This window comes from Ideonella alba (genome assembly GCF_018069845.1).
Classification (GTDB): Bacteria; Pseudomonadota; Gammaproteobacteria; order Burkholderiales; family Burkholderiaceae_C; genus Ideonella; species Ideonella alba.
Genome location: NZ_JAGQDD010000003.1, coordinates 37,180 through 62,434 on the forward strand (window position 1 = coordinate 37,180; position 25,255 = coordinate 62,434).

The following is a 25,255-nucleotide window of genomic DNA, read 5'->3' on the forward strand; positions in this document are numbered from 1 at the left end:
CCGCCGCGGCCCCTACACTGGCCGCATGAGCCCTGCCGCGCCGCCGCGCGCGCTGATCCTCGCCGCCGGCCGCGGCGAGCGCATGCGCCCGCTGACCGACACCTGCCCCAAGCCGCTGCTGCCCGTGCGCGGCCAGCCGCTGATCGCCCACCACCTGCAGGCGCTGGCCCAGGCCGGTGTGCGCGAGGTGGTGATCAACACCGCCTGGCTGGAGGACCAATTCCCGGCCACGCTGGGCGATGGCAGCCGCTGGGGTCTGCGCATCCACTACTCGATGGAGGGCCAGGCCTGGGGCGGCGCGCTGGAAACCGCGGGCGGCATCGCCACCGCCCTGCCCTGGCTGGCGCCGCGCGGCGACGAGCCCTTCTGGGTGGTTTCGGGCGACATCTGGTGCCCGGACTTCCGCTTCGACGCCGCACAGGCCGAGGGCTTCGCGGCCAGCGACGACGACGCCTGGCTGTGGGTGGTGCCCAATCCCGGCTTCAACACCCGCGGCGACTTCGCGCTGGCCGGCGAGCGCCTGACCCGCGACGAACCCCGCCCCTGGACCTATGCCAACCTGGCGCTGTGCCGGCCCCGGCTGGTGGACGGCGTGGCGGCCGGCACCCGCGCGGCGCTGGGGCCGCTGCTGTTCGCCAGCGCCGCGCGCGGCCGCCTGGGCGGCCGGGTGCTGAGCGGCGCGTGGGAGAACGTGGGCACGCCCGCGCAGCTGGCGGCGCTGCAGGCGCTCAGCGACCCGGCACCGGGTTGAAGCGGCTGCTGTCGATGTCGGCTTCCTTCATGCCGTGCGGGCAGGGGCGGTCGGTGTAGATCACCTCGCCGCGCTTCACGCACTTGCGCATGCCGCCGGGCACCGGCAGGGCGATCACCTCGGCCGACGCCGCCTCGGAGGCCGGCTGCGCCCGCACCGTGCCGTTGTCGAAGACGATGGCCTTGGGCGGCGGCGCGCTGCGGCCGATCAGCGGGGCCAGCCAGGCCGCATCGCGCCAGCGCCAGGCGCTGAGCAGCAAGAAGGCCACGAGCAGTCCGCCCAGACCCCATTTGAAGATATTCATTCGAGACTCCCTGCGCACCAGTCTACCCAAGGCGCGCCAGCGTCCGACCGGCCCGGGCCCCCAAGGTGAAGGCCTCCTCGAACACCGAATAGCCCGCCAGATCGGTGTGGACGAAGGCCACGCGGCCCTCCGGCTCGCGCAGCGCGCGCCGGGCCGGCTGGCCCGCCACGCCGGGCGCCGGGATGGCCATCGCATGGCCCCAGCGCGTGAGGTCGGCCTGGCGCAGGCGCTGGGCCAGGTCGGGGTGCAGCGGCGCCAGGTGGGCCAGCACCTCGGCGGTCCAGTCGGCGGCCGAGCCGCTCAGCAACCGGCCGCGCTCGGTCTCGGGCAGCGCCAGGTAGGCCGTGATCACCGGAGGCTCGGCGGCGGCGTCCGTGCGCAGCGACTGATGGCGCGCATGCACATAGCCCAGCATCGGTGAGCGCCCGGCCGGCAGGAAGGGCACGTTGTCCCAGGCCAGCGGTGCGCCGGTGCGCGCCAGCGGCCAGGCGTCCAGCTGCAGGTTGGCCACCAGCCAGGGCGCGTGGCGCGTGGCCAGCGCGGTCTCACGCAGCGCGCGCTGGCGCGGCGCGTCCAGGCCCTGCACCAGGTGCTGGGCCACGTGCAGCGGCAGCGCCACCACCACCCGCTCGGCCTGCCAGCGCTCGGGCGCGTCCTGCGCCTCGTTCCAGGCCTGCACCTGCACCGCGTGGCGGCCCACCTCGACCGCCAGCACGGTGCGGCCCAGGTGCAGGCGCGGCGCCAGCGGCGTGGCCAGCGCGCGCACCAGGGCCGCGTTGCCCTCGGGCCAGGTGAAGACCGCGTCGCGCTCGGCCGCCTCCTCGCCCGGCGCCGCAAAGCCGTGGCGGCTGGCGAAGTAGTGCAGCCCGGCCCAGGCCGAGACGCTGGCGATGCCGGCGCCGTAGTCGTCGCGGCAGCAGTAGTCGAGGTGGCCCAGCAGGCGGCTGTCGTCCAGGCCCTGCGCCTGCAGCCACTGGTCGAAGCGCTGTGCGTCGAGCGCCGCATGTCCGGGCTGCCAGGCCAGGCCGGTGGTGGGCATCGCGAACGGCAGTGCGCGCTGCGCCTCGGCCACGGCCTGGGCGAAGCGCCGGTACTGCGCCCGCGTGGCCGGCCGGCCCTCGGCCGAGGGCAGCAGGCCGTCCTGCCAGGCGCCGTCGATGAACAGGCGCTCCTGCGGCGCGTGGCACAGGTGGCGCTCGTCCGGCTGCAGGCCGCGGGGCGTCATGCGCAACAGGCCGATCTGCTGCAGCCACTCGCGCACCTCGGGCGCCGCGGCGCCAGGCACCGGCAGGTAATGCGCGCCCATCGGGCAGCCGCTGCCGGCCAGCGTGTGGCCGCGGCTGTTGCCGCCCACCGCGTCATCCAGTTCCAGCAGCTGGGCGTCGTCGACGCCGCCTTCCACCAGCGCCCGCAGCGCCGCCAGACCCGACACACCACCGCCCAGCACCAGCGCGCCCACGCGGCGCAGCGGCCCGTCGGCGCGGGCGGGCCGCGGCGCGCGCAGCCGGTGGCCACGCTCGGGCGCCACGCCCACCCAGCGGCTGGCGAGCAGCACCTCGGGCGCGGGCAGGCAGCCGGCCAGCGCGGCGGCGGCGCCGGCGGACAGCAGCGCGCGGCGTCTCACTGGTGCACCCGTCCCCACTCGGCCTCGAAGGTGTGGACCAGGCCCTGGGTGGACAGGCGGTTGGGCTCGGCGTCCACCCGCGCCATGTCGGGCGGGAAGTGGAACAGCGCCGGCAGGCCGTCCAGGCTCAGGAAGCGCAGGCCCGGCGGCAGCGCGGTCGGTGCCCGCCAGGGCCGGCGGCTGGCCAGCACGAAGCCCCACTCGCCGAAGCTGGGCACATGGGCGTGGTAAGGCGTGGCGCCCAGGCCCACCGCCTCGATCGTGGCCACCACGGTCCAGAAGCTCTGGCGCGCGATCAGCGGCGAGGTGGTCTGCACCACCGCATAGCCGCCGGCCGCCAGGTGCTGGTCGACCAGGGTGTAGAAGCTGGTGCTGTAGAGCTTGCCGATCGCGAAGTTGGTGGGGTCGGGGAAGTCGATGACGATCGCGTCGAACACCTCGTCGTGGCTCTCCAGCCAGGTGAAGGCGTCGGCATTCACCAGGCGCAGCTTGGGCGAGGACAGCGCATGGGCATTGAGCGCCGCCAGCCGAGGCTCGTCGCGGAACAGCTGGGTCATGCGCGGGTCCAGCTCGACCAGCGTGACCTGCTCCACCGACGGGTGCTTGAGCACCTCGCGCAGCGCCATGCCGTCGCCGCCGCCCAGGATCAGCACCCGCCGCGGCGCCCCCTGCGCGGCCAGCGCGGGGTGCACCAGGGCCTCGTGGTAGCGGTACTCGTCGCGCGAGTGGAACTGCAGGTTGCCGTTGAGGAACAGCCGCGTGCCCGCCGGTCCTTGCGTGACCACCACGCGCTGGTAGGGGCTGGTCTCGCGGTAGATCGTCTGCTCGCCGTAGAAGCGGTCCTCGGCCCAGGTGGTCAGGCGGTTCGCGCCGGCGAAGCCGGCCAGCAGCAGCGCCACCACCACCGCGCAGGCCAGCGCGGTGCGGCGCCAGTGCGGCAGCTCGGCGCGGAACAGCCACAGCGCCCACACCGCCACCGCCGCATTGAGCAGGCCGAAGAACAGGCCCGTGCGGATCAGGCCCAGGTGCGGCACCAGCAGCAGCGGAAAGGCCACCGCCACCACCAGCGCGCCCAGGTAGTCGAAGGTCAGCACCTGCGAGACCAGGTCCCGCAGCACGTAGCGCTCGCTGAACTGGCGCTTGAGCAGGCGCATCACCAGCGGGATCTCCAGCCCCACCAGCACGCCGATCACGCCCACCAGGCCGTACAGCAGCACCCGGAATTCGGCGCTGGCGCTGGCCGGCAGGCTGGAGTGCGCGACGAACAGCGCCGCCGGCATGCCCCCGCCGATCGCCCCCACCAGCAGCTCCACGCGCAGGAACACCGCCACCAGCTCACGCTCGACGTAGCGGCTCAGCCAGCTGCCCAGCCCCATCGCGAACAGGTAGGCGCCGATCACGGTGCTGAACTGCAGCACCGAGTCGCCCAGCAGGTAGCTGGCCAGCGCGCCCGCGGCCAGCTCGTACACCAGCCCGCAGGCGGCGACGACGAAGACCGAGGCCAGCAGCAGCAGCTCGGCCGGATGGACGCGCGCTGCGGCGCGATCCGCAGTCACTAGCCGTGGATCGCGGCCGCGACGATCAGGCCGATGGCGATGAACATCGCCGCCACCACCAGCGCCAGCGCCAGGTTCTTCTTCTCGACGATCTCCTCCCACAGCTGGTAGGGCGTGAGCTTGTCGATGACGACGAAGGCCAGCCACAGCACGACCACGCCGATCACGGCATAGACCACCGAGGCCAGCATCACCGCGGGTTTCAGGGCATCAATTTCCATCGGGCTTCTCCTTCATTTGTGGCCGCCCCCGCTGGAGTAGCCGCCGAACGAGCTGCCTCCGCTGGAAAAGCCGCCGCCGCTGCGCTGGCTGCGCAGGCATTGCTGGTACTCGGCGCTGGATTCGCCGAAGGTCTGGCGCTGGGCGTCGCAGGCGCTGTCGCTGCCGTCGCAGCGGGCCAGCAGCAGCATCACGACGATCACCACCACCATCACGATCAGGCCATGGCTGATGCGGCTGCCCAGGCTCTGCGCGGCCACCGGCGGGCTGGCACCGGCCGCGGCGGCGCTGGGCGACGCGCCCACCAGGCCGAAGGCGCTGTGGACCTCGGCGCCCGGCAGGCGCCGGCCGGCCGACCAGACCAGCTCGGTGTCGGACTGCTCGCTGGCCAGCACGCCCTCGCCATCGCGCTCGCGGTAGTCGGTGACCTCGAGCGACTCGCCCTGGCGCACCTGCCAGTAGAACTCGCCCAGCACCCAGGTGGTGGTGGCGCGGTAGGGCGCCTCGACACGCCAGTAGGTATGGCCCTGCCAGGCCACCTCGCCCAGCCGCGTCTCGGGCACGCCGGTGATCGGGCGCACCACGCTCCAGCCGCTGTAGGTGTCGGACAGGAAGGCAAAGCCCTCCTGCCGGTTGTAGAGCAGGTACTCGCGCCAGAACTCGCGGTCGTCCTCGTCGTCCTCGGGCAGGCTGCAGCGCTCCTGGAAGCCCACCACCTGCCAGTCGATCGGCGTGGCGCTGTCCACCGCCAGGCGGCCGCTGGCGCCCAGCGGGATGCTGGGCCCGCGGCCGCTGGCGCCGCTGTTGGCCTGCTGGTAATGCGCCAGGTCGGCGCCGATGCCGGCCGAGACGTCGATCACCGACTTGCACTGGCCGCAGGTCACCGACTGCGTGGTGCCCAGGTTGAGCACGACGGTGGCGCCGCAGCTCGGGCAGGCCAGCGTGCGGCCCTGCAGGGAGGCCTGCGAGGCGCCCTCCTTCAGGCCGCGCAGCGCCAGGTCGGCCAGGCCGACGCGCTGGCCGATGGACCACTGCGGCTGGCCCGAGACCTGGCCGTCGAGCGTGCCGACCGCGCCGTTCTCCATCCGCAGGTCGGCCACCGGGAAGCTGCCGTCCAGGCGCGGCGGCCGCGGCAGTTCGCCCTCGGCGGCGATCAGCGAGGCCTGGATGCGTGACGCCACGCGCCAGGCATCGCCGCCGATCAGCACGCGCCGGCCCACCTCCAGATCGGTCCAGGCCGGCGGGGGCTGCAGCGCCGGCTGGTCGAAGGCCATCACATAGGCGCCGTTGTCCTCGCTGAGCCAGGCCGATTTGCCGGACTCGCCCTCGAACAGCGCATGCCACTCGTTCCAGGTGCCGTCGGCGTAGCGGTACTGCAGCCGCCCGACCAGCGTGAAGGGCTCGCCGTGGTAGCGGCCGCTGACGCCCAGTTGCAGCGGGCTGTGGTCGTTGAACAGCTCCGAGACCACGCCGATGCGGCGCAGCGCCTCGCCGTCGCGCACCAGGGTGCTGCGGCAGAAGCTGCAGACGGCGCTGGCCGACGCGGCCGAGGCGAACTCGACCGGCGCGCCGCAGCCGGGGCACAGCGCCTGCCAGCGGCGCTGGGGAGCAGGGGTCGTGGACATCTACGGGGGCGACCCACCCAGGCGCCGGGCAGCGCCACGCCAGGGCGAGCCCCCTTGGGCGGTGGCGATGGCGCGCAGCGTCAAGCCTGGGGGCCTCAAGGGTCTACAGTTTCTTCAGCAGCTCGGCCTTCTTGGTGGCGAACTCGTCCTCGGTGAGGATGCCCTTGGCCTTGAGCTCGGCCAGTTTCTCGATCGTGGCCATCACCTCGTCGGCGCCCATGGCCGCCGGGGCCGCCGCAGCCGCCGCAGCGGCGGCCGGCTGCGCCTGCAGGCCCTGGCTCAGCTGCTGCGCCAGCACCTGGCCCAGCGCCACGCCGGCGCCCAGGCCCATCGCGTCGCCAGCGATGCCGCCACCCTGGCCCACGCCCTCGGCCAGCTTGGGGATGGCCTGGGCGGTCTGGTACTGCATGAAGGCGCCCATGTCCTTGCCGACCATGCCCATGCCGATCTTCTGGTCGAGGATCTTCTGCAGCTCCTCGGGCAGCGACACGCTTTGCAGCGTCACCGACTCGAGCTTCAGGCCGATCGCTTCGAACGAGGGCGCGGTGGCGGCCAGCAGCTGCTTCGCGAACTCGATCTGGTTGGCCGCCAGGTCCAGGAAGGCGATGCCGGAGGCGGCCACCGCGTCCGAGATGTGCTGCAGCATCAGGCCGCGCAACTGGCCGTCCAGGTCCTCGACGGTGTAGCGGTCGCGGGTGCCGGAGATCTCGGTGTGGAACTTCTTCGGGTCGGCGATGCGGTAGGCGTAGTTGCCGAAGGCACGCAGGCGCACCGCGCCGAAGTCCTTGTCGCGGATCGTCACCGGCTGCGCCGTGCCCCAGCGCTGGTCGACCTGCTGGCGGGTGCTGAAGAAGTAGACGTCGCTCTTGAACGGGCTCTCGAACAGCTTGTCCCAGTTCTTCAGGTAGGTCAGCACCGGCAGCGTCTGCGTGGTCAGCTTGTGCATGCCGGGGCCGAAGACGTCGGCGACCTGACCCTCGTTGACGAAGACCGCCATCTGGCTCTCGCGCACCGTCAGCGAGCCGCCGTACTGGATCTCGTTGTCGGCCATCGGATAGCGCCAGGCCAGCACGCCGTCGCCGGACTCGGTCCACTCGAGGATGTCGATGAACTGTTTCTTGATGAAATCCATCAGACCCATGGTGTCTGTGCCCTCCGTGGCAACACCGGCCAACGCGCCGGCCGGGCAAATAATACGCGCCATGAACGCCCCTGCCGACCGACCGTTGCGGCTGGCCATCGTCGGCGCCGGCCCCGCCGGTCTGACCCTGGCCCTGCTGGCCCATCAACTGCTGCCACGCGCGCAGGTGGCGGTGTATGACGCCCGGCCCGCCGAGCGCGATGTCGCGGCCGACCCGCGCACGCTGGCGCTGTCGCTGGGCAGCGTGCAACTGCTGGAGCGCCTGGGGGCCTGGCCCGCCGCGGCCGCGCAGCCGATCACCGAGGTGCGGGTCAGCCAGGCGCCGCCCACGCTGTCGCGCGGTCCGCTGCAGGCCGCCGTGCGCATCAGCGCGCAGGAGCAGGCCGTGCCGCAGCTGGGCGCGGTGATCCGCTACGGCGCGCTGGTGGCGCCGCTGCAGCAGGCCTGGCAGGCTGCCTGCGCGGCCGCGCCGCAGCGCGCCGCGCTGCACCTGGGCCGGCCGGTGGCCGCGGTCAAGCCGGTGGCGGGCGGCGTGGAGATCGACGCCGGCATCGCCGAGACCGCCGACCTGGCGGTGATCGCCGAGGGCGGCGTGTTCGCCGACCAGTCCCGCAAGGCGCTGAGCCACGACTACCGCCAGCAGGCCTGGGTCGGTCAGGTCACGCTGGACGCCGGCTTCGCGCCGGGCACCGCCTTCGAGCACTTCACCCGCGAAGGCCCGCTGGCGCTGCTGCCGCTGCCCGCCGCGCCCGGCGATGGCGCCGGCACCCGCCAGGCGGCGCTGGTGTGGTGCGTGGCCACCGACGACGACCCGCTGGCGCCGCTGGACGATGCCCAGCGCCTGGCCGTGCTGCAGCACCGCCTGCCCGACGGCGCCGGCCGCGCGCTGGCGCTGTCACCGCTCAAGCGCTTCGCGCTGGGCCTGAACGCCGAGACCACGCTGGTGCAGGGCCGCTGCGTGCGCATCGGCAACGCGGCACAGACCCTGCACCCGGTGGCCGGCCAGGGCCTGAACCTGGGCCTGCGCGACGCCTACAGCCTGGTCGATGCGCTGCGCCACGCGCCCGACCTGGACCAGGCGCTGCGCCGCACCGAATGGGCCCGCGCCCCCGACCGCTGGGCGACGATCGCCAGCACCGATTTCCTCGCCCGCAGCTTCACCTGGCAGGCCCCGGGCCTGGCCACGCTGCGCGGCCTGGGCCTGGCCGCGGTGCAGGCGCTGCCGCCGCTGAAGGCGGCGCTGGCGCGGCAGATGATGTTCGGGCGGCGCTGATCGGTCACTCACCCCTCTGGAAGGACGCTTGATGCGCATCGCCTTCGCCTCCTGCTTCTGCACCACCGTCACGACCACCCAGCCGGTGTGGTCGCGGATCGCCGCCGAGCAGCCTGACCACCTGGTGCTGCTGGGCGACTCGGTCTACCTGGACATCGGCGCGCCGCAAGCGCCGCAGCAGATGGACACGCTGGCCTTCGCCGACTGGCTGGTCGACCGCTACCGCGCCCAGCTGGCGGTGAAGAGCTTCGCGGCACTGGTGCGCGGCATGCCCGCCGACGGCCGCGTGCACAGCCTCTGGGACGACCACGACTTCCTGTGGAACGACGCCTGCGGCGCGCCACTGGCGCAGCGCCCCGAGCAGGTCGAGAAGATCGCGCTCAGCACCGCGGCGCAGACGCTGTGGCGCGAGGTGCTCTCGGCCCGCCTGGCCGGCCCGGCCTTCCCGCAGGACAGCCAGGATGCGCGGCTGTGGCCCCAGCCGGCGCAGCCGCTGGCCACGCCCAGCCTGGCGCTGGCGCCAGACCTGTGGCTGCACCTGAGCGATGGCCGCACCTGGCGCACCGACGACAGCATCTTCGGCCCGCCCCGGCGCGCGCTGTTCGGCAGCGCCCAGCGCCAGCGCCTGTCCAAGGCCTTTGCCGCTGCGCCGGCCGACGCGGTGCACCTGTTCGCCAGCGGCTCCACCTTCGCCGGCTACAAGCGCTACGAGGAGGACAGCGCCTGGCTGCTGGGCGAGGCCGCGGCGCACCGCACGCTGATGCTCAGCGGCGACATCCACCGCAACGAGCTGGACGCCTTCCACACCGGCGGCTTCCCGCTGCACGAGGCCACGTCTTCCGGCGCCGCGGTGAAGCTGGCGGTGGTGCTGGGTTCACCGCGTGAGAACTATGGCCTGGTCGATGTCGACGCGCAGCAGCTGCACATCCGCCTGTTCGGCCGCCAGGGTCTGCAGTTCGAGCGGGTGATCGACCGCGCCAGCTGGCTGCCGCTGCGCTGAGGCCTGGCTTGGCAGGCCCTGCTGTCCGGGGCGTGCCGAGCGCCTGAGCCTCACTCGAAGGCCAGCGGCCCCAGCCGGCCCACCGCGGCCGCCAGACGCCAGCGGGCGCGCAGCCAGGCGGCGCGGCTGTCGGCCCACTGCAGGCTGGCCTGGGCCAGCGCGTCCTGGGCCTGCAGCACGTCGCCGAAGCCGCCCACGCCCAGGCGGTAGCGCTCGGCCACCGCCTGCAGCGCGGCCTCGGCGCTGTCACGGGCGCGGCGCATCTCGCGCCAGGCGTGGCGCTCGGACTGCAGCAGCCGGCCCTGCTCCCAGACCAGCGCCTCGGTCTGCGCCAGGGCGTCGGCCAGCTCGGCCTGGCGCACCTGCTGCTGGGCCTGGGCGTCGGCCACCCGGCCGCTGGTCACGCCGCGGTCGTACAGCGGCAGCGACCAGCTCAGCGAGCCGGTGGTGACGCTGCGCACCTGCAGGTCGTTGCTGGAGCGGGTGCGGCCGGTCTGCGCACTGGCGCCGATGCTGCCCCAGCGCCCGGCGCGGGCGCCGTCGATGCGGGCCTGGACCTCGGCCAGGCGGGCGCGCGCGGCCAGCACCTGCGGGTGGCGCTCGCGCGCCTCGGCGATCAGCGCGTCCAGGTCGGGCGCGTCGCCTTCGTCGGTGACGGGGCCGGCTTCCAGCTCGATGACCTCGCTGGCGGGCAGGCCCAACGCCACCGCCAGCGTGCCACGCGCCACCAGCCAGGCGCCCAGCGCGCGCGCGTGTTCGGCGCGCGCCTGGGCGGTGGCGGTGTCAGCGCGGTAGCGTTCGGCCAGGCTGGCCGCGCCGGCGCTGCGCCGGGCCTCGACCAGCTGGCTGTTGGCCTCGGCCTGGCGCAGCACGCCGGCCAGCGCATCGACCTTGTCCTGCGCCGCCTGGGCGGTGGTGTAGAGCAGCGCCGCCTGGCCGATCGCGGTCAGCACCTCGGCGCGCTGGGCATCCAAGGCGGCCGCCAGCGCGGCGCCGCTCTCGCGCGCCGCCGCACTGCGCTGGCCGAAGTCGAACAGCACGATGTCGGCGCGCAACTCGGCAAAGGCCGACTGGCCGTAGCCGTTGCGGGCGTCCACGCCGCCGGCGGCGTTGAGCGCCGGCCACCAGGCCTGGCCGGCCACCCGGTCGGCGGCACGCGCCTGCTGAACCAGCCCGGCCCCGCGGCGCACGCCCAGCGCGTGACAGACCACCCCCTCGATCGCCGCCGGCAGGCTCCAGGCGGTGGGGCGCGGTGCCTCGGCGGCGCAGCCGGCGCCCAGCTGCAGGCTGTCCAGCCCCGGCGCCGTGGCCGGGGCCGCGGCGGCTGGCGGCTCGACCGCCTGCGGGTCAAGCCGCAGGCCCTGGGCGGGGGCGGCAGCCGCCCACAGGCCCAGCAGCAGCAGACCGAGCGGGCGCCTCATCCGCGCGCCAGTCCCTGGCGGGCCGCGTAGTCGGCGGCGGGCTCGTCGCGCAGCACGCCGCCCTCGCCGATCTCGATCACCCGGTCGGCCAGCGCCAGCGTCTGCGGCCGGTGGGCCACCAGGATGCGCGTCATCGGCTGGCGGGCGATGGCCGAGCCGACCTCGGCCTCGCGCGCCAGGTCCAGGTGGCTGGTCGCCTCATCCAGGATCAGCACGCGCGGCCGGCGGTACAGCGCACGCGCCAGCACCACGCGCTGGCGCTGGCCGCCCGAGAGCGTGCTGCCCATGTCGCCCACCAGGCTGTGGTAGCCCATGGGCATGCGGGCGATGTCCTCGTGCACCGCCGCCAGGCGGGCGCACTGCTCGATCCAGGCCGGGTCGGGGCGCGGGTCGAAGCAGCTGATGTTGTCGGCGATCGAGCCGGCGAACAGGGTGTCGTCCTGCAGCACCGTGCCCACCTGGGCGCGCCAGCGCGCCAGGCCCAGCGTGGGCAGCGGCTGGCCGTCGATGCGGATCTCGCCGCGCTGCGGCGCATGCACGCCCAGCAGCAGGTTCAGCAGCGTGGTCTTGCCGCAGCCCGATGGCCCGGTGATCGCCACCGACTCGCCCGGCGCGATGCGCAGCGACAGGCCGCGCAGCACCTCGGGCGTGCCCTCGGCGTAGCGGAAGGCCAGGCCGTCGATCTCGATCGCCGGCGGCTGTGCGGACGTCGGCGCCGCCACCGCCGGGCCCTCGGCCTCGGGCGCGGTGAGCACGATGTCGGACAGGCGCTGCGCATCGAGCTGCAGCATGCGCAGGTCGAAGTACTTGTTGATGAGCTCGCCGAAGCGACTGTCGAACTGGCTGCGGTAGGCCAGGAAGGCCAGCAGCATGCCCACGCTGAGCGTGCCGGCCATCACCTCGCGGGCGCCCAGCCACAGCAGGCCCAGGCCGGCCAGGCCGGTCAGCAGGCGGCGCGCGGTGCGGTAGACGATGTCCAGGCGCTGCACCTTCAGGCCGGCGTTGACCTCGGCCACCATCAGCGTCTGCCAGGCCGCCATGCGCTCGGGCGTGCGGTCAAACAGGCGCAGCGTGCGGATGCCGCGCACGGTCTCCAGCAGGTGGCTGGACTCCAGCGCACCGCGCACCAGGCGCTCGGCGCTGGCCTCGCGCAGCGGCCGGTAGCGCAGCGCGCGCAGCAGCGCATAGGCCAGCACGGCCAGGGCCGCGAACAGCGTCAGCCAGGGGCTGTAGAGCAGCATCAGGCCCAGCGTGAACAGCACCATCAGGCCGTCCAGCGCGGTCTCGACGAAGGTGGTGGTCAGCACCTGCTGGATGTTGGACACCGAGCCGAAGCGCGACATCACGTCGCCCAGGTGGCGCCGCGCGAACCAGTCCAGCGGCAGCTTCAGCAGGTGCTGCAGCACATTGCTGCGCCACTGCACGCGCAGCTGCGTGCCCACGCGCAGCACCAGCCAGGCGCGGGCCACGGTGAAGACCTGCTGCACCAGCAGCAGCAGCACGAAACCGATGGCCAGCGTGCCCAGCAGGCTGGTGTCGCGCGAGACCACCACGTGGTCGACCACCCACTGCATGAACAGCGGGCTGGCCAGCGCCAGCGCCTCCAGCAGCAGCGACACGCTGAAGACGCGCCACAGCGTGGCCGTCAGCCCCTCGACGCGGCCGATCAGGCGGCGCACCGAGACCGGCTGCGCCTCCTCGCGCGGCACGAAGCTGCTGTCGGGCCAGGCTTCCAGCGCGACGCCGGTGAAGCGGCGCGACAGCTCGTCCATGCCGATCCGCCGCTCGCCGCTGGCCGGGTCGACGATGCGGCAGCGCGTGCCCTCGACCGCCACCAGCACCACGAAATGCGCCAGGTCCCAGTGCAGCACGCAGGGCAGGCGCAGCTGCGACAACTCGTCGGTCTCCAGCCGCACCGCACGGGTGGCCAGGTGCTCGGCCTGGGCGACGCGCGACAGATCAGCCAGCGTCATGCCCTGCGGTGACGCGCCGTGGCGGCTGCGCAGCGTGGCCAGGTCGGTCAGCGTGCCATGGTGGCCCAGCAGCATGGCCACGCAGGCCAGACCGCACTCGGCGGCCTCGGTCTGCAGCACCGGCACCAGGCGCTGCGTCCAGCCCATCTGCAGGCGGTCGAGCCAGGACGGCGGGGTGGTGGGGGCGGCGTTCATTCGGTGCGCATGCGTTCCTTGACGCCCAGCAGCGGCTCGAGCATCCATTCGTACAGGCGGCGCGACTCGTGCAGCAGATCGGCCTCGACGCGCATGCCGGCCTGCAGCGGCAGCGCCGCGCCTTCCACGGTCTGGGCCGGCAGCTTCACGGTGACCGCGAACAGCGGCTCGGCAGCCCACTCGGGACGCCAGGCGGCCTCGCCCAGCTCGGCCGGTGTGGCGGCGGCGCCGGACACCGACAGCACCTCGCCGCGGTGCTGGCCGTACTTCTGGTACGGGAAGGCGTCGTAGCGCAGCAGCACCGGCATGCCGGGCCGCACGAAACCGGCGGCACTGCTGGGCACATACAAGCGCGCCACCAGCGCGCTGTCGCCGGGCACCAGCTGGGCGAGCTGGCGGCCGGCCTCGACGCTCTGGCCCACCTCGGCGCGCAGCTGCGAGATGCGGCCCGCCGCCGGGGCGCTGACCTGCACGCGCCGGCGCGCCTCGATCTCGGTGTATTCGCGGCCGGCCTGCTGGGCCTCGCGGTCGAGCTCGCCGCGCTGGATCGCGCTGCGGGTCTTCTGCGTGTCGGCCTCGCGCCGGGCCTCGAGCAGCTGGCGCTCCAGCGCCAGCAGGTCGCGCTGCAGCGCCTGGACCTGGCCCTGCAGCTCGGACTGCTGGGTCTCGCGGGCCAGCAGTTCGTCGCGCGAGACAAAGCCCTGGCGGAACAGCGACTGGTAGCGCTGGGTGGCCTCATCGGCGCCCTGGGCACGCTGGCGCAGCAGCATCAGCTGGCGCTGGGCCTGGGCCTGTTCGGCCTTGAGCGTGTCGATGCGGCGCGCCAGCTGGCCGGATTCCAGGCGCTCGGCCAGCTCCACCCGGCGCAGGTCGGCTTCCAGCGAGGCCTTGCGGGTGGCGATGCGCTCGGCCACCTGGCGCTGCCAGGCCTCGTCGCCCGGCCCGCCGCGGTCATCGGACAGCACGAACAGCAGCTGGCCGGCCTGCACCACCTGCCCCTCGCGCACCTGCGACTCGATGACGGTGCCCGCCTGCGGCGCGGCCAGGCGGATCAGGCCGGCGGCGGGCAGCAGCACCCCGTTGACGGTGGAGCGCCGCGCGTACTGGCCGAAGACCAGCAGCGCCGCCAGGCTCAGCAGCAGGGCCCAGGCCAGCAGCGCCAGCCAGCGCGACGAAGCGCCGGGCCACAGCACCACGTCGCCGACCTGACGCGGCGCGCGGGCGGCCACGGCCTCGGCACGGAACAGGGAGGAATCAGGCGGGGTCGAGGACATGGTTCGAGGTCTGGCACGGCGCCCGATTGTGGGGGCAAGCGCCGGGGCAGCCCATGAAAAAGGGCCCCAGAGGGCCCTTGGACAGCGGACGGCACCCGGCCGGTCCGCCGCGGATCAGGTCGCGGGACCTCAGGGCACCGGCGGGGGAGCCGGCGGAGGAGGCGGCGGCGACGGCGGCGTGCAGTGGTTGCTGCTGCTGCTGCCATGACCGCTGCAGCCGTGATGGCTGCTGCCACCGTGGCTGCAACCGCCGTGACCGCGGTTCCAGCCACCCCAACCGCCCCAGCAGCCCCAGCCGCCGGAGACCTTTTCCATCTCTTCAAGAGTCAGGACGCGCATCAGAGCTTCCTTTCGTGGGAGGGTTATCGAGGTGCGGATCATCACGAGGGTGTTACTCGTTGACAATCCCCAATTGTGTTACTGCGCTGTCATTGTGACATTCTGCACACATGAACGTTACCGCTGTTTGCCCTGAACCGATGGATGCGCGCCACAGCACCTTGTGCCTGCTGGCGCCTGGCCAGCTCTCGCGGCTGCTGCGCTGGATGGAGCAGCTGCCGGCCAGCCCGCACCTGCGCCCGATGGACCTGGCCGACGCCTGGCGCGCCGCCGGCCCGCGCTGGGAGCGGCTGTCGCGGGAGGAGGCCGGCCGCGCCGACGAGCCCGTGGTCCGCCCCCTGCCCCCCGAAGTGCAGGCGCATGTGGAGGCGGTGATCGCCACGCCAGCGGTGCAGCGCACCTTCGACGCGGTGCCGGTGGCCTTCGGCATGGTGCCGCTGGCGCAGCTGATGGCCTCGCAGTACTCGCTCACCGGCGCCACGGTGGACGCGCTGAGCGCCGGCGCGCCACCCGACCCCGCGGCGCTGGCGGCGCTGTGCCTGCCGCTGCAAGGTGGTGACGCCGACGCCGGCCTGCGCCTGGTGCACCGTGGTCCGCGCGAGATGGTCTTCGTCAGCGACACCCACGACACCCGGATGCTGGACACCCGCTGCTTCATGGGCGCTGAGCGGCCCGAGCTGCCGGTGCGCGGCCACCCCGAGGCGATGGTGGGCCTGTTCCTGGGCCAGAGCACCAACCTGGTGAACGTGCTGCTGCACCGCCGGCGCCTGCTGGTCAACAACGGCCACCACCGGCTGCATGCGCTGCTGGCGGCGGGCGTGAGCCATGTGCCGGCGCTGATCCAGGTCTGTGGCAGCCGCGAGGAATTCGACGAGGTCGCGCCGCGCGCCGCGCGCGACGCCTACCACCCCTACTTCGAGTCGCCCCGCCCGCCGCTGCTGGCGGACTTTGCCGACCCCGCGCTGACGCTGGCCGTGCGCACGCCGCCGATGCGGCGCGAACTGAAGGTCACCTTCGAGTGGGAAAGCAAGATGGTGGCGATCTGAGCGCCGCGCTCAGCCGCCTTCCGCCTTGAGGAACAGCGCCCGGTCGGGTGCGAAGTTGGCGTGCAGCGGCAGCAGCGCGCCACCCAGCGCGCGCGCGTCGGAGCCGATCGTGCCCGGCAGCAGTTGCGGCCGGGTCACGCCCTGCCAGTCGTAGCGGTCCAGCGCCTGCTCGGTGGCCTGGCGCAGCGCGTCGCGCAGCGCGGCGGGGATCGAGCCGTCGATGATGACGTTCTCGATGTCCAGCAGGCAGGCCGCGCTGTTGATCGCCAGCGCAATGGCCGCGCCGGTGGACGCCAGCCAGGCGCTGGTGATCGGCCACCAGGGAGCCTGCAGCGCGCGCTCGTCGCCGGCCGCTTCCAGCGCCAGCCCGGCCTGGGCGAAGCGCTGTTCCAGCTGCAGCAGCGAGGCCTCGCTGAGCAACTGGGCGGGCGAGGCCTGGCCGGCCGCCGGCAGGCCCAGCGGCATCGAGCCGATCGCCCCGGCGTTGCCATGCAGGCCGCTGCGCAGGTGGCTGTCCAGCACCAGCCCGCCGCCCACGAAGGTAGCCAGGAACACGTACAGGAAGCTGCTGATGCTGCGGCCGCGGCCGGCCACCAGCTCGGCCACGCAGGCGGCCGCGGTGTCCTTCATCAGCGTCACCGGCCAGTCGCTCAGGCGCTGCACCTCGGCGGCAAAGTCGATCGCCTGCCAGGCCTCGCCCACCTCGGGCGGCATGTCCAGCAGGGTGCGCCAGCCACCCAGCGAGAACGGGATGGCGATGCCCAGGCCCTGCACCCGCGGCAACCAGGCCTCGGGCAACGTGCTACGCAGCTCGGCCAGGCATTCGTCGATGAAGGCCAGCAGCGCGCCGGCCTCGGGGTACCGGTAGGAGCGCGACCAGCGCTGGCGCACGGTGCCGACGAAATCGACCAGCAGCACGTCGATGCTGCGCCGGCCGATCTTCACGCCCACGGCAAACGCGCCATCGGGGTCCAGCGCCAGCGGCACCGAGGGCTGGCCCACCTTGCCGCGCTGCGGCGTGCCCTTGAGCAGCAGGCCGTCCTCCAGCAGGCGCTTGGTGATCAGCGACACCGTCTGCGCGGTCAGATGGGTGACGCGGGCGATCTCGGCGCCGGGCAGCGCGCCGTGCAGGCGGATGGCCTGCAGCACCACGCGCTCGTTGTACTGGCGCAGGCCGCCCTGGCTGGAGCCGCGGGGCCGCAGGCGGCGGACCTCGGCGCCTTCCTTGGCGGCGGTGCGGGCGTCAGGGGACAAGTTCTTCTCCGAGCACGCCCTTCTTGAACAGGAAATTGCCCCAGGGCTGCAGGTCCCCGGTCAGCACGATGGCATGGGCGTGGCGGACCCGATCGTAGAACGCGAAGCGTTCGGTCGGCTGACACTGTTCCGGCTGCGCATGGCCCTGGTCGGCCAGCATGCCGATCACCCGGCGCTGCTGGGCGCTGCGGTAGGGCGGCTCGGTGCCGCCCACCTGCATGTAGGCCACCGGCTGGTCCACCATCGCGTCCAGCGGCAGCAGGCTCAGCACGGCGCGGGCGGCACGCTCCACGTCGGCGCCCGGCAGCCGGATCACCGGCTTGCCCTGGGCCAGCGTGACCGCGGTGAAGTTGGCATCGGCGATGACGATCTCGTCGCCGTGGCCCATCTCGGCCAGCGTCTTCAGCAGCTCGGGGGTGAGCAGCGGGTCGATGCCTTTGAGCATGTTGGCCTCTTGTTCAGGCCAGGCAGTCGGCAGGGATGTCCTCGGGCTTCATCGCGCCGGTCATCACCGCCACGGTGTCGCTCATGCTGATCTTCTTCGGGTTCAGCACCGCCGCCCGCTTGCCCAGCCGGGCGACGTGGATGCGGTCGGCGATCTCGAAGACATGCGGCATGTTGTGCGAGATCAGGATCACCGGCAGGCCCTTGTCGCGCACCCGGCGGATCAGCTCCAGCACCATGTTGCCCTCCTTCACGCCCAGCGCGGCGGTGGGCTCATCGAGGATCACCACATGCCGCGCAAAGGCCGCGGCGCGGGCCACCGCCACGCACTGGCGCTGGCCGCCCGAGAGCGTCTCCACCGCCTGCGTCATCGAGCGGATGCCCACCTTCAGGTCGGCCATGCGCTCCACCGCCGTCTCCAGCATCTTCTTCTTGTCGAGCATGCGCAGCACATTGCCCAGGAAGCCTTCGCGGCGCAGCTCGCGGCCCAGGAACAGGTTCTCGGCAATCGTCATCGCCGGCGCCACCGCCAGGTCCTGGTAGCAGCATTCGATGCCTTCGCGGCGGGCGTCCATCGGGTTGCGAAAGCGCACCGGCTGGCCATCCAGCAGGATCTCGCCCTCGTCGGGGATGGTGGCGCCGGAGAGTGCCTTGATCAGGCTGGACTTGCCGGCGCCGTTGTCGCCGATCACCGCCAGGATCTCACCGGCGCGCAGTTCGAAGTCGGCGCCGTCCAGCGCGGTGACCTGACCGTAGCGCTTGACCAGGCCCTTGGCCTGCAGAACGAGTGGCTGGCTCATTTCAACGCCCTCCCTTGCGAGACAGTTGGTCCACGGTCACGGCCAGGATCACCAGGATGCCGGTGATCAGCACCTGGTAGACCGAGTCCACGCCCATCAGCGTCAGGCCGTTGTTCAGCACGCCGATGACGATGGCCCCGACCAGCGAACCCAGGATCAGGCCGCGGCCGCCGAACAGGCTGGTGCCGCCCAGCACCACCGCGGTGATCGCGTCCAGGTTTTCGGTCTTGCCGGCGTTGGGGTCGCCCACGCCGGTGCGGCTGACGGCCAGCAGCGCGGCCACGCCATACAGCACGCCGGCAATCACGTAGACCTGCAGCAGCACCTTCTCGGTGGGGATGCCCACCAGGCGCGTGGCCTCGGGGCTGTTGCCCACCGCGTAGACGTGGCGCCCCGCGCCGGTGTCACGCAGCCACCACCAGAAGCCCAGGTACAGCAGCACCATCAGCAGCGAGCCCCAGGCCACCTGGGCGCCGCCCAGTGCGAAGGTATTGCCCAGCGCAGTCATCTCGTCGGGCAGGCCGGTGACGGTCTGGCTCTTCGAGTACAGCTGGGTGATCGCGAAGGCGATGTTGAAGGTGCCCAGGGTGACGATGAAGGGCGGCAGCTTGATGCGCGTGACCAGCAGGCCGTTGACCAGACCGAACAGCGCGGTCGCGGCCACGCCGGCGGCGATCGCCAGCGGCCAGGGCCAGCCCAGATCCACCGCGAACTTGGTCATGACGATCGAGCCCAGCGCCATCACCATGCCGCAGGACAGGTCGATGCCAGCGGTCAGGATGATCAGCGTCTGGCCGATGGCGATCACGCCCACCACCATCACCTGCTGCAGGATCAGCGACAGGTTCTGGCCGCTGAGGAAGTTGTCGGTGGTGCTGGCGAAGAAGACGCAGGCGAACAGCAGGGCGATGAAGGGCCCGAGCTGGCCGATCGGCGGCAGTTTGCTCTTCAGGGTGTCCATGGCGGATTCCGATGCGACGAGGGATGCGGCAGCCCCGCCGGGGGCCTTCTGCGGGCCCCGAGGCGGGTTCTGGTCTCAGGCTTTTACTTGTTGCCCCAGCAGAGGTCGGTGCCGGTCTTGACGTCCTTGCTGTCGACGCCGGCCACCGCCTTGGCGGCGATCAGGGTGACGCCGGTGTCGGTGTAGCCGCTGGGCTTCTTGCCGCTCTTGGCGTACTCCACGCCCGCGGCCACGCCCATCGAGGCCATCTTCAGCGGGTACTGCTGGCTGGTCGCGGCGATCTTGCCGGCGCCCACGTCCTTGATGCCCTGGCAGCCGCCGTCGACGCTGACGATCAGCACGTTCTTGTCCTTGCCCGCCTTCTTCAGCGCGTTGTAGGCGCCGGCCGCGGCGGGCTCGTTGATCGTGTAGACCACGTTGACGTCGGGCGCCTTCTGCAGGCAGTTCTCCATCGCGGTCTGGCCCTTGGCCTGGTCGCCGAAGCTGTCGGCCATGCAGGCCACTTCGGCGGGCTTGGCGAGTTCGTTGTTCTTGGCGTCGAAGCTCTGCAGGCCCAGGCCCTGCAGGAAGCCGTTGTGGCGCTGCGCGCCCACCGGGTGGCCGGGGAACAGGTCCAGCGTGACGATCTTCGCCGGCTTGCCCGCCAGCGAGGCCTTGGCGTACTGGCCGATCAGCACGCCGGCCTTGTAGTTGTCGGTGGCGAACAGCGCGTCGGTGCCGTCCACCGGGTCGGTCGGGCTGTCCAGCGCGATCACCAGCACGCCCTTGTCGCGCGCCTTCTTGATGGCGGGGATGATGGCCTTGGAGTCGCTGGGCGTGATCAGGATGGTCTTGGCGCCGGCGGCGATCATGTTCTCCATCGCGGTGACCTGGCCGGCGTTGTCGCCGTCGGTCTTGCCGGCGCCGGTCAGCAGCTTGGCGCCCAGCTTCTTGGCCTCTTCCGCGGCGCCTTCCTTCATCTTCACGAAGAAGGGGTTGGTCTCGGTCTTGGTGATCAGGCCGATCACCGGCTGCGATTGCGCGAAGGCGGCGCCGCCCAGGCTCAGGGCGGCGGCCACGGTCAGCATCTTCAGGGTCTGGGTCATGGTGGTGTCTCCGGTCAGGTTCGGTGTGGGCGGCGCCGGTCGGGGCCGCAGCGGGGAACGCGGAGCGAAGTGTGGGCGCCTTGTTTAAATAAATCAAGTAGATTGATTAATGGAAAACCCCGATGCTGGCCGCCAGGCCGGGCGGCACCATGCCGGGCGGGTTGCAACCGTCTGCCGACCCTCAGCACAAGGAGAAAACGATGTTCGTGGTCTGCGGCGAAGCGCTGTTCGACGTGTTCGCCACCGGCGACACCCCCACCGGCCTGGGCCTGGACGCCCGCATTGGCGGCTCGCCGTTCAACGTGGCCGTGGGCCTGGTGCGCCTGGGCCAGCCCACCGCCTTCATGGGCGGCCTGTCCACCGGCTTCCTGGGCGAGCGGCTGCTGCGCGCCTTCCGCGATGAAGGCGTGGACGAGCGCTGCCTGGCCCGGCTGGACGCGCCCACCACGCTGAGCCTGGTGGGCGTGGACGCGCGCGGCGTGCCCTCGTACAGCTTCTATGGCGATCGCTGCGCCGACCGGCGCCTGCCCGCCAGCGTGCTTGACACCCTGCCCGCCGAGACCCGCGCGATCCACTTCGGCTCCTACGCGATGGTGGTGGGCGAGACCGCCGAGACCCAGCGTGCGCTGGTCGAGCGCGAGCACACCCGGCGCGTCATCGCCTACGACCCGAACGTGCGGCTGAACGTGGAACCTGCGCTGGAGGTCTGGCGCACCACGTTGGACTGGATGGCCGCACGCACCCACCTGCTGAAGGTCAGCGACGAGGACCTGGGCCTGCTCTACCCCGGCGTGCCGCTGGCCGAGCTGGCCCAGCGCTGGCGCGCCAGCGGCGCCGCGGCGGTGGTGGTCACGCGCGGCGGCGAAGGCGCGCTGGCCTGGACCGGCGCGGGCGAGCTGCAGGCCGCCCCGGTGCGGGTGGCCGTGGTCGACACCGTGGGCGCCGGCGACACCTTCCAGGCCGCCATGCTCACCGCACTGGCCGAACGCGGCGTGCTGAGCCCCGAGGGCCTGCGCAGCCTGGATACCAGCGGCTGGCAGGCCACGCTGGACTTCGCCGCGCGCGCCGCCGCCATCACCTGCAGCCGCCGCGGCGCCGACCTGCCGCGCCGCGCCGAACTCGGCTGAGCCGCAGCCCGGGGGCCGACACCGCGGGCCGCCGGGCCGCCCCAAGGCCCGCGGAGCCCCCTTGGGGGGGGTGAGCCCGGACAGGGGCCGTCCTGAGGACGGCCCCAGCCTGGCGAACAGCCCGGCCTCTGGCCGGGCGCGGCCGGCAGGCGCGACGGCGCGCAGCGCCTGGCCTGGGGGCCGACACCGCGGGCCGCCGGGCCGCCCCAAGGCCCGCGGAGCCCCCTTGGGGGGTGGCGACGGCGCGCAGCGCCTAGCCTGGGGGCCTCATATGTCGAGGGGGTCGACGTCGACTGCCCAGCGCGCCAGACCCTTGTGCGCCGCGCGCAACGGCCCCAGCTGTGGCGACCACTGCGCCAGCAGCCACTGCAGCCGGGCGCGCGAACGCGCCTCGAGCAGCATCTGCCGCCGCTCGAAACCGGCCACCTTGGCCACATGCGGCGCCACCGGCGAATACACCACCAGCTCATCGGCCAGCTCGGGCGGCATCAGCGCGCGGGCGGCGTCGCGCGCGGCGCGCAGGAAGGCCTCGGCCACCGCCGGGTCGCGCGCCTCGCAGCGCAGCAGCGCCAGGTGGCTGTAGGGCGGCAGACCGGCCATCTCGCGCTCGGCCAGCTGGCTGCTGGCGAAGGCGGCAAAGTCGTGCGCGCGCAGCGCTGCGAACAGCGCGTGGCCGGGGTTCCAGGTCTGGATCCACATCTCGCTGCGCGAGGCGGCCTCGGCGTCGCGGCCGGCGCGGCCGGCGGCCTGCATCAGCGTGGCGAACAGGCGCTCGGGGGCGCGGAAATCCGAGGTGAACAGCGCCCCGTCCGGGTTGACCGCGGCCACCAGCGTGACGCGGCGGAAGTCGTGGCCCTTGGTCACCATCTGGGTGCCGACCAGCACGTCCACCTCGCCGGCATGCACCGCCGCCAGCTGCGCCTCCAGGCTGCCCTTGAGACGCGTGCTGTCGGCGTCGATGCGGGCCACCCGCACCGCGCCGCCGCCCGGGCGCTCGATGTCGTGCAGCAGCTCGGCCACCTGCTCCTCGAGCCGCTCGGTGCCGCGGCCGATCGGCTCGATGTCGAGGTTGCCGCAGTCCGGGCAGGCGCGCGGCACGCGGTCGGCAAAGCCGCAGTGGTGGCAGCGCAGGCTGCGGTCGCGCTTGTGGAACACGCGCCAGGCGCTGCAGTGCGGACAGCCGCTTTTCCAGCCGCAGGCGCTGCAGCCCAGCACCGGCGCAAAGCCACGGCGGTTCAGGAACAGCAGCGTCTGCTCGCCGCGCTCGACGCGCTGGCGCATCGCCTGCAGCAGCGGCGCGGCCAGCGGCGGCGCTTCGCGGCCGGCCGGCGGCTTGGGCTGCTGGGTCATGTCCAGCAGGGTGACGCGGGGCAGTTCGCCCTGGCCGATGCGCTCGGGCAGCGACAGCAGCGTGTAGCGGCCGCTCTGCGCATGCAGCCAGCTCTCCAGCGAAGGGGTGGCCGAGCCCAGCAGCACCGGCACCCGCTCGGCGTGGCCGCGGTAGACGGCCAGGTCGCGCGCCGAGTAGCGCGCGCCGTCCTGCTGCTTGTAGCTGGGGTCGTGTTCCTCGTCGACCACCACCAGGCCCAGGCGCGGCAGCGGGCAGAACACCGCCAGGCGGGTGCCCAGCACCAGGTCGGCCTGGCCCAGGTGGGCCATCAGCCAGTGCTGCAGTCGCTGCGCCGGCGTCAGCCCGCTGTGCAGCGTGACCAGGCGGCGGCCCGGGAAGCGCTGGGCGAAGCGGGCTTCCAGCTGCGGCGTCAGGTTGATCTCGGGCACCAGCACCAGGGCCTGGCGGCCGGCGTCCAGCGCCGCCTCGGCGCAGCGCAGGTAGACCTCGGTTTTGCCGCTGCCGGTGACGCCGTGCAGCAGGTGGGTGGCGGGCGGGGCCTCGCCGCGGCAGGCGGGCAGCAGCGTGGTCAGCACCGCCTGCTGGCCCGGGCTCAGTGCCGGGCGCTCGGGCGTGGGGGCCTGCGCATCCGGCGGCGCACGGCGGGCGAGCTTGGCCAGGCGGCGGTCCAGGCCGTCGGATTCCAGCCGGCGCAGTTCGGGCGGCAGCACCGCCAGCGCGATCTCGCCGACCGCGCGCTGGTAGTAGCGGGCGCTGAAGTCCACCAGCTGTCGCCAGGCCGGCCCCAGCGGCGGCAGGGCCTGCAGCACCTGGGCCACGGGTTTGAGCAGGTGGTCGTCGCACGGCGGCGCCTCCGGGTCGGCGTCCCAGACCAGCCCGGGCACCTCGCGCTGACCCAAGGGCACGCGCACCAGGGTTCCTGGTGACAGTGGTTGCTCACTCAGGTAATCCAGGCAGGGCGCCAATCCGGCGTATTGCGGTGTCTCGACCGCCACAGACACGCGTATCACCGCACAGCCTCGACTTGGCGGCGACACCTGAAATCCACATCAGCTGATGCGTCTAAGTCTCTGATTGTGAAGCGTTTTCCAAGTTGCCCACTTTTTCTGTGGATAACTTTGTGGGAAAGCTGTCCCGGACCCCGGCAAGTGCTTGATCCACCGTGGTCCGGCCTGGATTGCCCCGTTTCGCAGCACGGCGAATTAACCATTGCAAATCAACCACTTACCACGAAACGCCTAGCGTTTGACGGATCCGTGACAGCCCCAGGGTCTGGTCACGCTCGCTGCCGCAGCTTTGGGGATAAGTCAAGCCCTGAGCACTCACTTACCCCCTCCTTCGCGTCGCCGCATGCGCTGCGCCTTGCGTCAGCGCAGAGGCCCGTGATGTGGGTCAGGCCCGCAGCGTGCGCGAGTGCCGGTGCACCGCCTCCACCAGCGCCGCCACATGGTCGGGCGGGGTGAACTGGCTGATGCCGTGGCCCAGGTTGAAGATGTGGCCGTCCCAGCCGCCATCGGCGCGCTGCGGGCGGCCGAAGCTGTCGAGCACCTGGATGGCCTCGGCCTGCACCGCGGCCGGCGGGGCGAACAGCACGTTGGGGTCGAGGTTGCCCTGCAGCGCCACCCGGTCGCCCACCGCGGCGCGGGCGCGGCCCAGGTTGACGGTCCAGTCCAGGCCCACCACGTCGGCGCCACAGTCGGCGATCTCTTGCAGCCACAGCCCGCCGCCCTTGGTGAAGACGATCACCGGGATGCGCTGGCCGTCCTTCTCGCGCTGCAATTGCGCCACCACGCGGCGCGTGTAGGCCAGCGAGAAGGTCTGGAAGGCGCCATCGGCCAGCACCCCGCCCCAGCTGTCGAAGACCATCACCGCCTGGGCGCCCGCATCGATCTGGGCGTTCAGGTAGGCGGCCACCGCATCGGCGTTGATCTCGAGGATGCGGTGCATCAGGTCGGGCCGGCTGTACATCAGGCTCTTGACCTGGCGGTAGTCGTCCGAGCCGCCGCCCTCCACCATGTAGCAGGCCAGCGTCCAGGGGCTGCCGGAGAAGCCGATCAGCGGCACCCGGCCGTTCAGGGCCCTGCGGATCGAGGTGACCGCATCAAACACATAGCGCAGCTTGGCCATGTCGGGCACGGCCAGTTCGGCCACGGCCGCCTCGTCGCGCACGATCCTGGCGAACTTCGGGCCCTCGCCCTGCTGGAAGCTCAGGCCCAGGCCCATCGCGTCGGGCACGGTCAGGATGTCCGAGAACAGGATGGCGGCGTCCAGCGGGTAGCGCTCCAGCGGCTGCAGCGTCACCTCGGTGGCGTAGTCCACGTTGGTGGCCAGGCCCATGAAGCTGCCCGCCTTGGCGCGCGTGGCGCAGTACTCGGGCAGGTAGCGGCCGGCCTGACGCATCAGCCACATCGGGGTGTGCGGCGTGGGTTGGCGCAGGCAGGCGCGCAGGAAGCAGTCGTTGACGAGGGGGGCAAACATGGGGCGATTATCGC

Annotated in this window: 21 protein-coding genes; 5 read left to right on the forward strand and 16 right to left on the reverse strand. The window is 72.7% G+C overall.

From position 1 onward, the window contains the following. The first annotated feature begins 25 nt into the window (after positions 1 to 25). Entirely contained in the window at positions 26 to 751 is a 726-nt protein-coding gene (gene murU, locus KAK03_RS05980; protein WP_210852365.1) for an N-acetylmuramate alpha-1-phosphate uridylyltransferase MurU, read from the forward strand. On the opposite strand, the gene KAK03_RS05985 is transcribed toward murU, so the two are convergent. From KAK03_RS05985 to KAK03_RS06010, 6 genes are all read right to left on the reverse strand, one after another. Beyond that, a complete protein-coding gene (locus KAK03_RS05985) occupies positions 729 to 1,055 on the reverse strand; it encodes a hypothetical protein (RefSeq protein ID WP_210852367.1) in 327 nt (108 codons plus the stop codon). The genes murU and KAK03_RS05985 overlap by 23 nt on opposite strands. Before the next feature lie 22 nt (positions 1,056 to 1,077). Beyond that, complete coding sequence (locus tag KAK03_RS05990) at positions 1,078 to 2,679, reverse strand: flavin monoamine oxidase family protein (RefSeq protein WP_210852376.1); 1,602 nt, start codon at positions 2,677 to 2,679, stop codon at positions 1,078 to 1,080. Further along, positions 2,676 to 4,235, reverse strand: a complete 1,560-nt coding sequence (locus KAK03_RS05995) for a polyamine aminopropyltransferase (protein WP_210852378.1) — start codon at positions 4,233 to 4,235, stop codon at positions 2,676 to 2,678. The genes KAK03_RS05990 and KAK03_RS05995 overlap by 4 nt, the downstream gene beginning before the upstream one ends. Further along, positions 4,235 to 4,456 carry a DUF350 domain-containing protein gene (locus KAK03_RS06000; RefSeq protein ID WP_210852380.1) on the reverse strand — a complete coding sequence of 74 codons (222 nt, stop codon included), beginning with the start codon at positions 4,454 to 4,456 and terminating at the stop codon, positions 4,235 to 4,237. The genes KAK03_RS05995 and KAK03_RS06000 overlap by 1 nt, the downstream gene beginning before the upstream one ends. Before the next feature lie 12 nt (positions 4,457 to 4,468). After that, positions 4,469 to 6,079 (reverse strand): DUF4178 domain-containing protein, encoded by a 1,611-nt coding sequence (locus KAK03_RS06005; protein WP_210852382.1) that lies wholly within the window; start codon positions 6,077 to 6,079, stop codon positions 4,469 to 4,471. Between the two features lie 103 nt (positions 6,080 to 6,182). Continuing rightward, the gene (locus KAK03_RS06010) at positions 6,183 to 7,220 is read right to left on the reverse strand and encodes an SPFH domain-containing protein (RefSeq protein WP_210852384.1); all 1,038 of its coding nucleotides are present in this window, start codon (positions 7,218 to 7,220) and stop codon (positions 6,183 to 6,185) included. Between the two features lie 61 nt (positions 7,221 to 7,281). Here KAK03_RS06010 and KAK03_RS06015 point away from each other — a divergent pair, with 61 nt between their 5' ends. Together KAK03_RS06015 and KAK03_RS06020 are read left to right on the forward strand one after the other, a co-directional pair. Then, complete coding sequence (locus KAK03_RS06015) at positions 7,282 to 8,493, forward strand: FAD-dependent monooxygenase (protein WP_210852386.1); 1,212 nt, start codon at positions 7,282 to 7,284, stop codon at positions 8,491 to 8,493. Between the two features lie 31 nt (positions 8,494 to 8,524). Then, positions 8,525 to 9,493 (forward strand): alkaline phosphatase D family protein, encoded by a 969-nt coding sequence (locus KAK03_RS06020; RefSeq protein WP_210852388.1) that lies wholly within the window; start codon positions 8,525 to 8,527, stop codon positions 9,491 to 9,493. A 50-nt stretch (positions 9,494 to 9,543) separates the two neighbouring features. On the opposite strand, the gene KAK03_RS06025 is transcribed toward KAK03_RS06020, so the two are convergent. The 3 genes from KAK03_RS06025 to KAK03_RS25365 are packed head-to-tail and all read right to left on the reverse strand — an operon-like array spanning position 9,544 to position 14,356. Beyond that, entirely contained in the window at positions 9,544 to 10,914 is a 1,371-nt protein-coding gene (locus KAK03_RS06025) for a TolC family protein (RefSeq protein ID WP_210852390.1), read from the reverse strand. Beyond that, positions 10,911 to 13,082, reverse strand: coding sequence for a peptidase domain-containing ABC transporter (locus KAK03_RS06030; protein ID WP_210852391.1), 2,172 nt, complete (start codon positions 13,080 to 13,082; stop codon positions 10,911 to 10,913). The genes KAK03_RS06025 and KAK03_RS06030 overlap by 4 nt, the downstream gene beginning before the upstream one ends. After that, entirely contained in the window at positions 13,079 to 14,356 is a 1,278-nt protein-coding gene (locus KAK03_RS25365) for an HlyD family secretion protein (RefSeq protein WP_210852393.1), read from the reverse strand. Before KAK03_RS25365 ends, KAK03_RS06030 begins: the two co-directional genes overlap by 4 nt. A 479-nt stretch (positions 14,357 to 14,835) precedes the next feature. On the opposite strand from KAK03_RS25365, the gene KAK03_RS06040 reads away from it, so the two are divergent. Next, on the forward strand, positions 14,836 to 15,741 hold the full coding sequence (locus tag KAK03_RS06040) for a hypothetical protein (RefSeq protein ID WP_210852395.1): 906 nt from the start codon (positions 14,836 to 14,838) through the stop codon (positions 15,739 to 15,741). A 9-nt stretch (positions 15,742 to 15,750) separates the two neighbouring features. Here KAK03_RS06040 and KAK03_RS06045 read toward each other — a convergent pair whose 3' ends face one another. From KAK03_RS06045 to KAK03_RS06065, 5 genes are all read right to left on the reverse strand, one after another. Continuing rightward, complete coding sequence (locus tag KAK03_RS06045) at positions 15,751 to 16,995, reverse strand: ROK family transcriptional regulator (RefSeq protein ID WP_247660965.1); 1,245 nt, start codon at positions 16,993 to 16,995, stop codon at positions 15,751 to 15,753. Further along, on the reverse strand, positions 16,985 to 17,440 hold the full coding sequence (locus KAK03_RS06050) for an RbsD/FucU family protein (protein WP_210852397.1): 456 nt from the start codon (positions 17,438 to 17,440) through the stop codon (positions 16,985 to 16,987). The genes KAK03_RS06045 and KAK03_RS06050 overlap by 11 nt, the downstream gene beginning before the upstream one ends. Before the next feature lie 13 nt (positions 17,441 to 17,453). Beyond that, a complete protein-coding gene (locus tag KAK03_RS06055; RefSeq protein WP_210852399.1) occupies positions 17,454 to 18,239 on the reverse strand; it encodes an ATP-binding cassette domain-containing protein in 786 nt (261 codons plus the stop codon). 1 nt (position 18,240) lies between these two features. Continuing rightward, positions 18,241 to 19,200 (reverse strand): ABC transporter permease, encoded by a 960-nt coding sequence (locus KAK03_RS06060; protein ID WP_210852401.1) that lies wholly within the window; start codon positions 19,198 to 19,200, stop codon positions 18,241 to 18,243. An 83-nt stretch (positions 19,201 to 19,283) separates the two neighbouring features. Beyond that, complete coding sequence (locus KAK03_RS06065) at positions 19,284 to 20,285, reverse strand: sugar ABC transporter substrate-binding protein (RefSeq protein WP_210852403.1); 1,002 nt, start codon at positions 20,283 to 20,285, stop codon at positions 19,284 to 19,286. Positions 20,286 to 20,485: 200 nt separating this feature from the next. On the opposite strand from KAK03_RS06065, the gene KAK03_RS06070 reads away from it, so the two are divergent. Beyond that, the gene (locus tag KAK03_RS06070; protein ID WP_210852405.1) at positions 20,486 to 21,412 is read left to right on the forward strand and encodes a carbohydrate kinase family protein; all 927 of its coding nucleotides are present in this window, start codon (positions 20,486 to 20,488) and stop codon (positions 21,410 to 21,412) included. Between the two features lie 267 nt (positions 21,413 to 21,679). On the opposite strand, the gene priA is transcribed toward KAK03_RS06070, so the two are convergent. Both priA and hemE read right to left on the reverse strand, forming a co-directional pair. Further along, positions 21,680 to 23,800: a replication restart helicase PriA gene (priA, locus tag KAK03_RS06075; RefSeq protein WP_375140969.1), complete on the reverse strand. Its 2,121-nt coding sequence runs from the start codon at positions 23,798 to 23,800 to the stop codon at positions 21,680 to 21,682. Positions 23,801 to 24,155: 355 nt separating this feature from the next. After that, positions 24,156 to 25,241 carry a uroporphyrinogen decarboxylase gene (gene hemE, locus KAK03_RS06080; RefSeq protein ID WP_210852408.1) on the reverse strand — a complete coding sequence of 362 codons (1,086 nt, stop codon included), beginning with the start codon at positions 25,239 to 25,241 and terminating at the stop codon, positions 24,156 to 24,158. Positions 25,242 to 25,255: the final 14 nt, after the last annotated feature.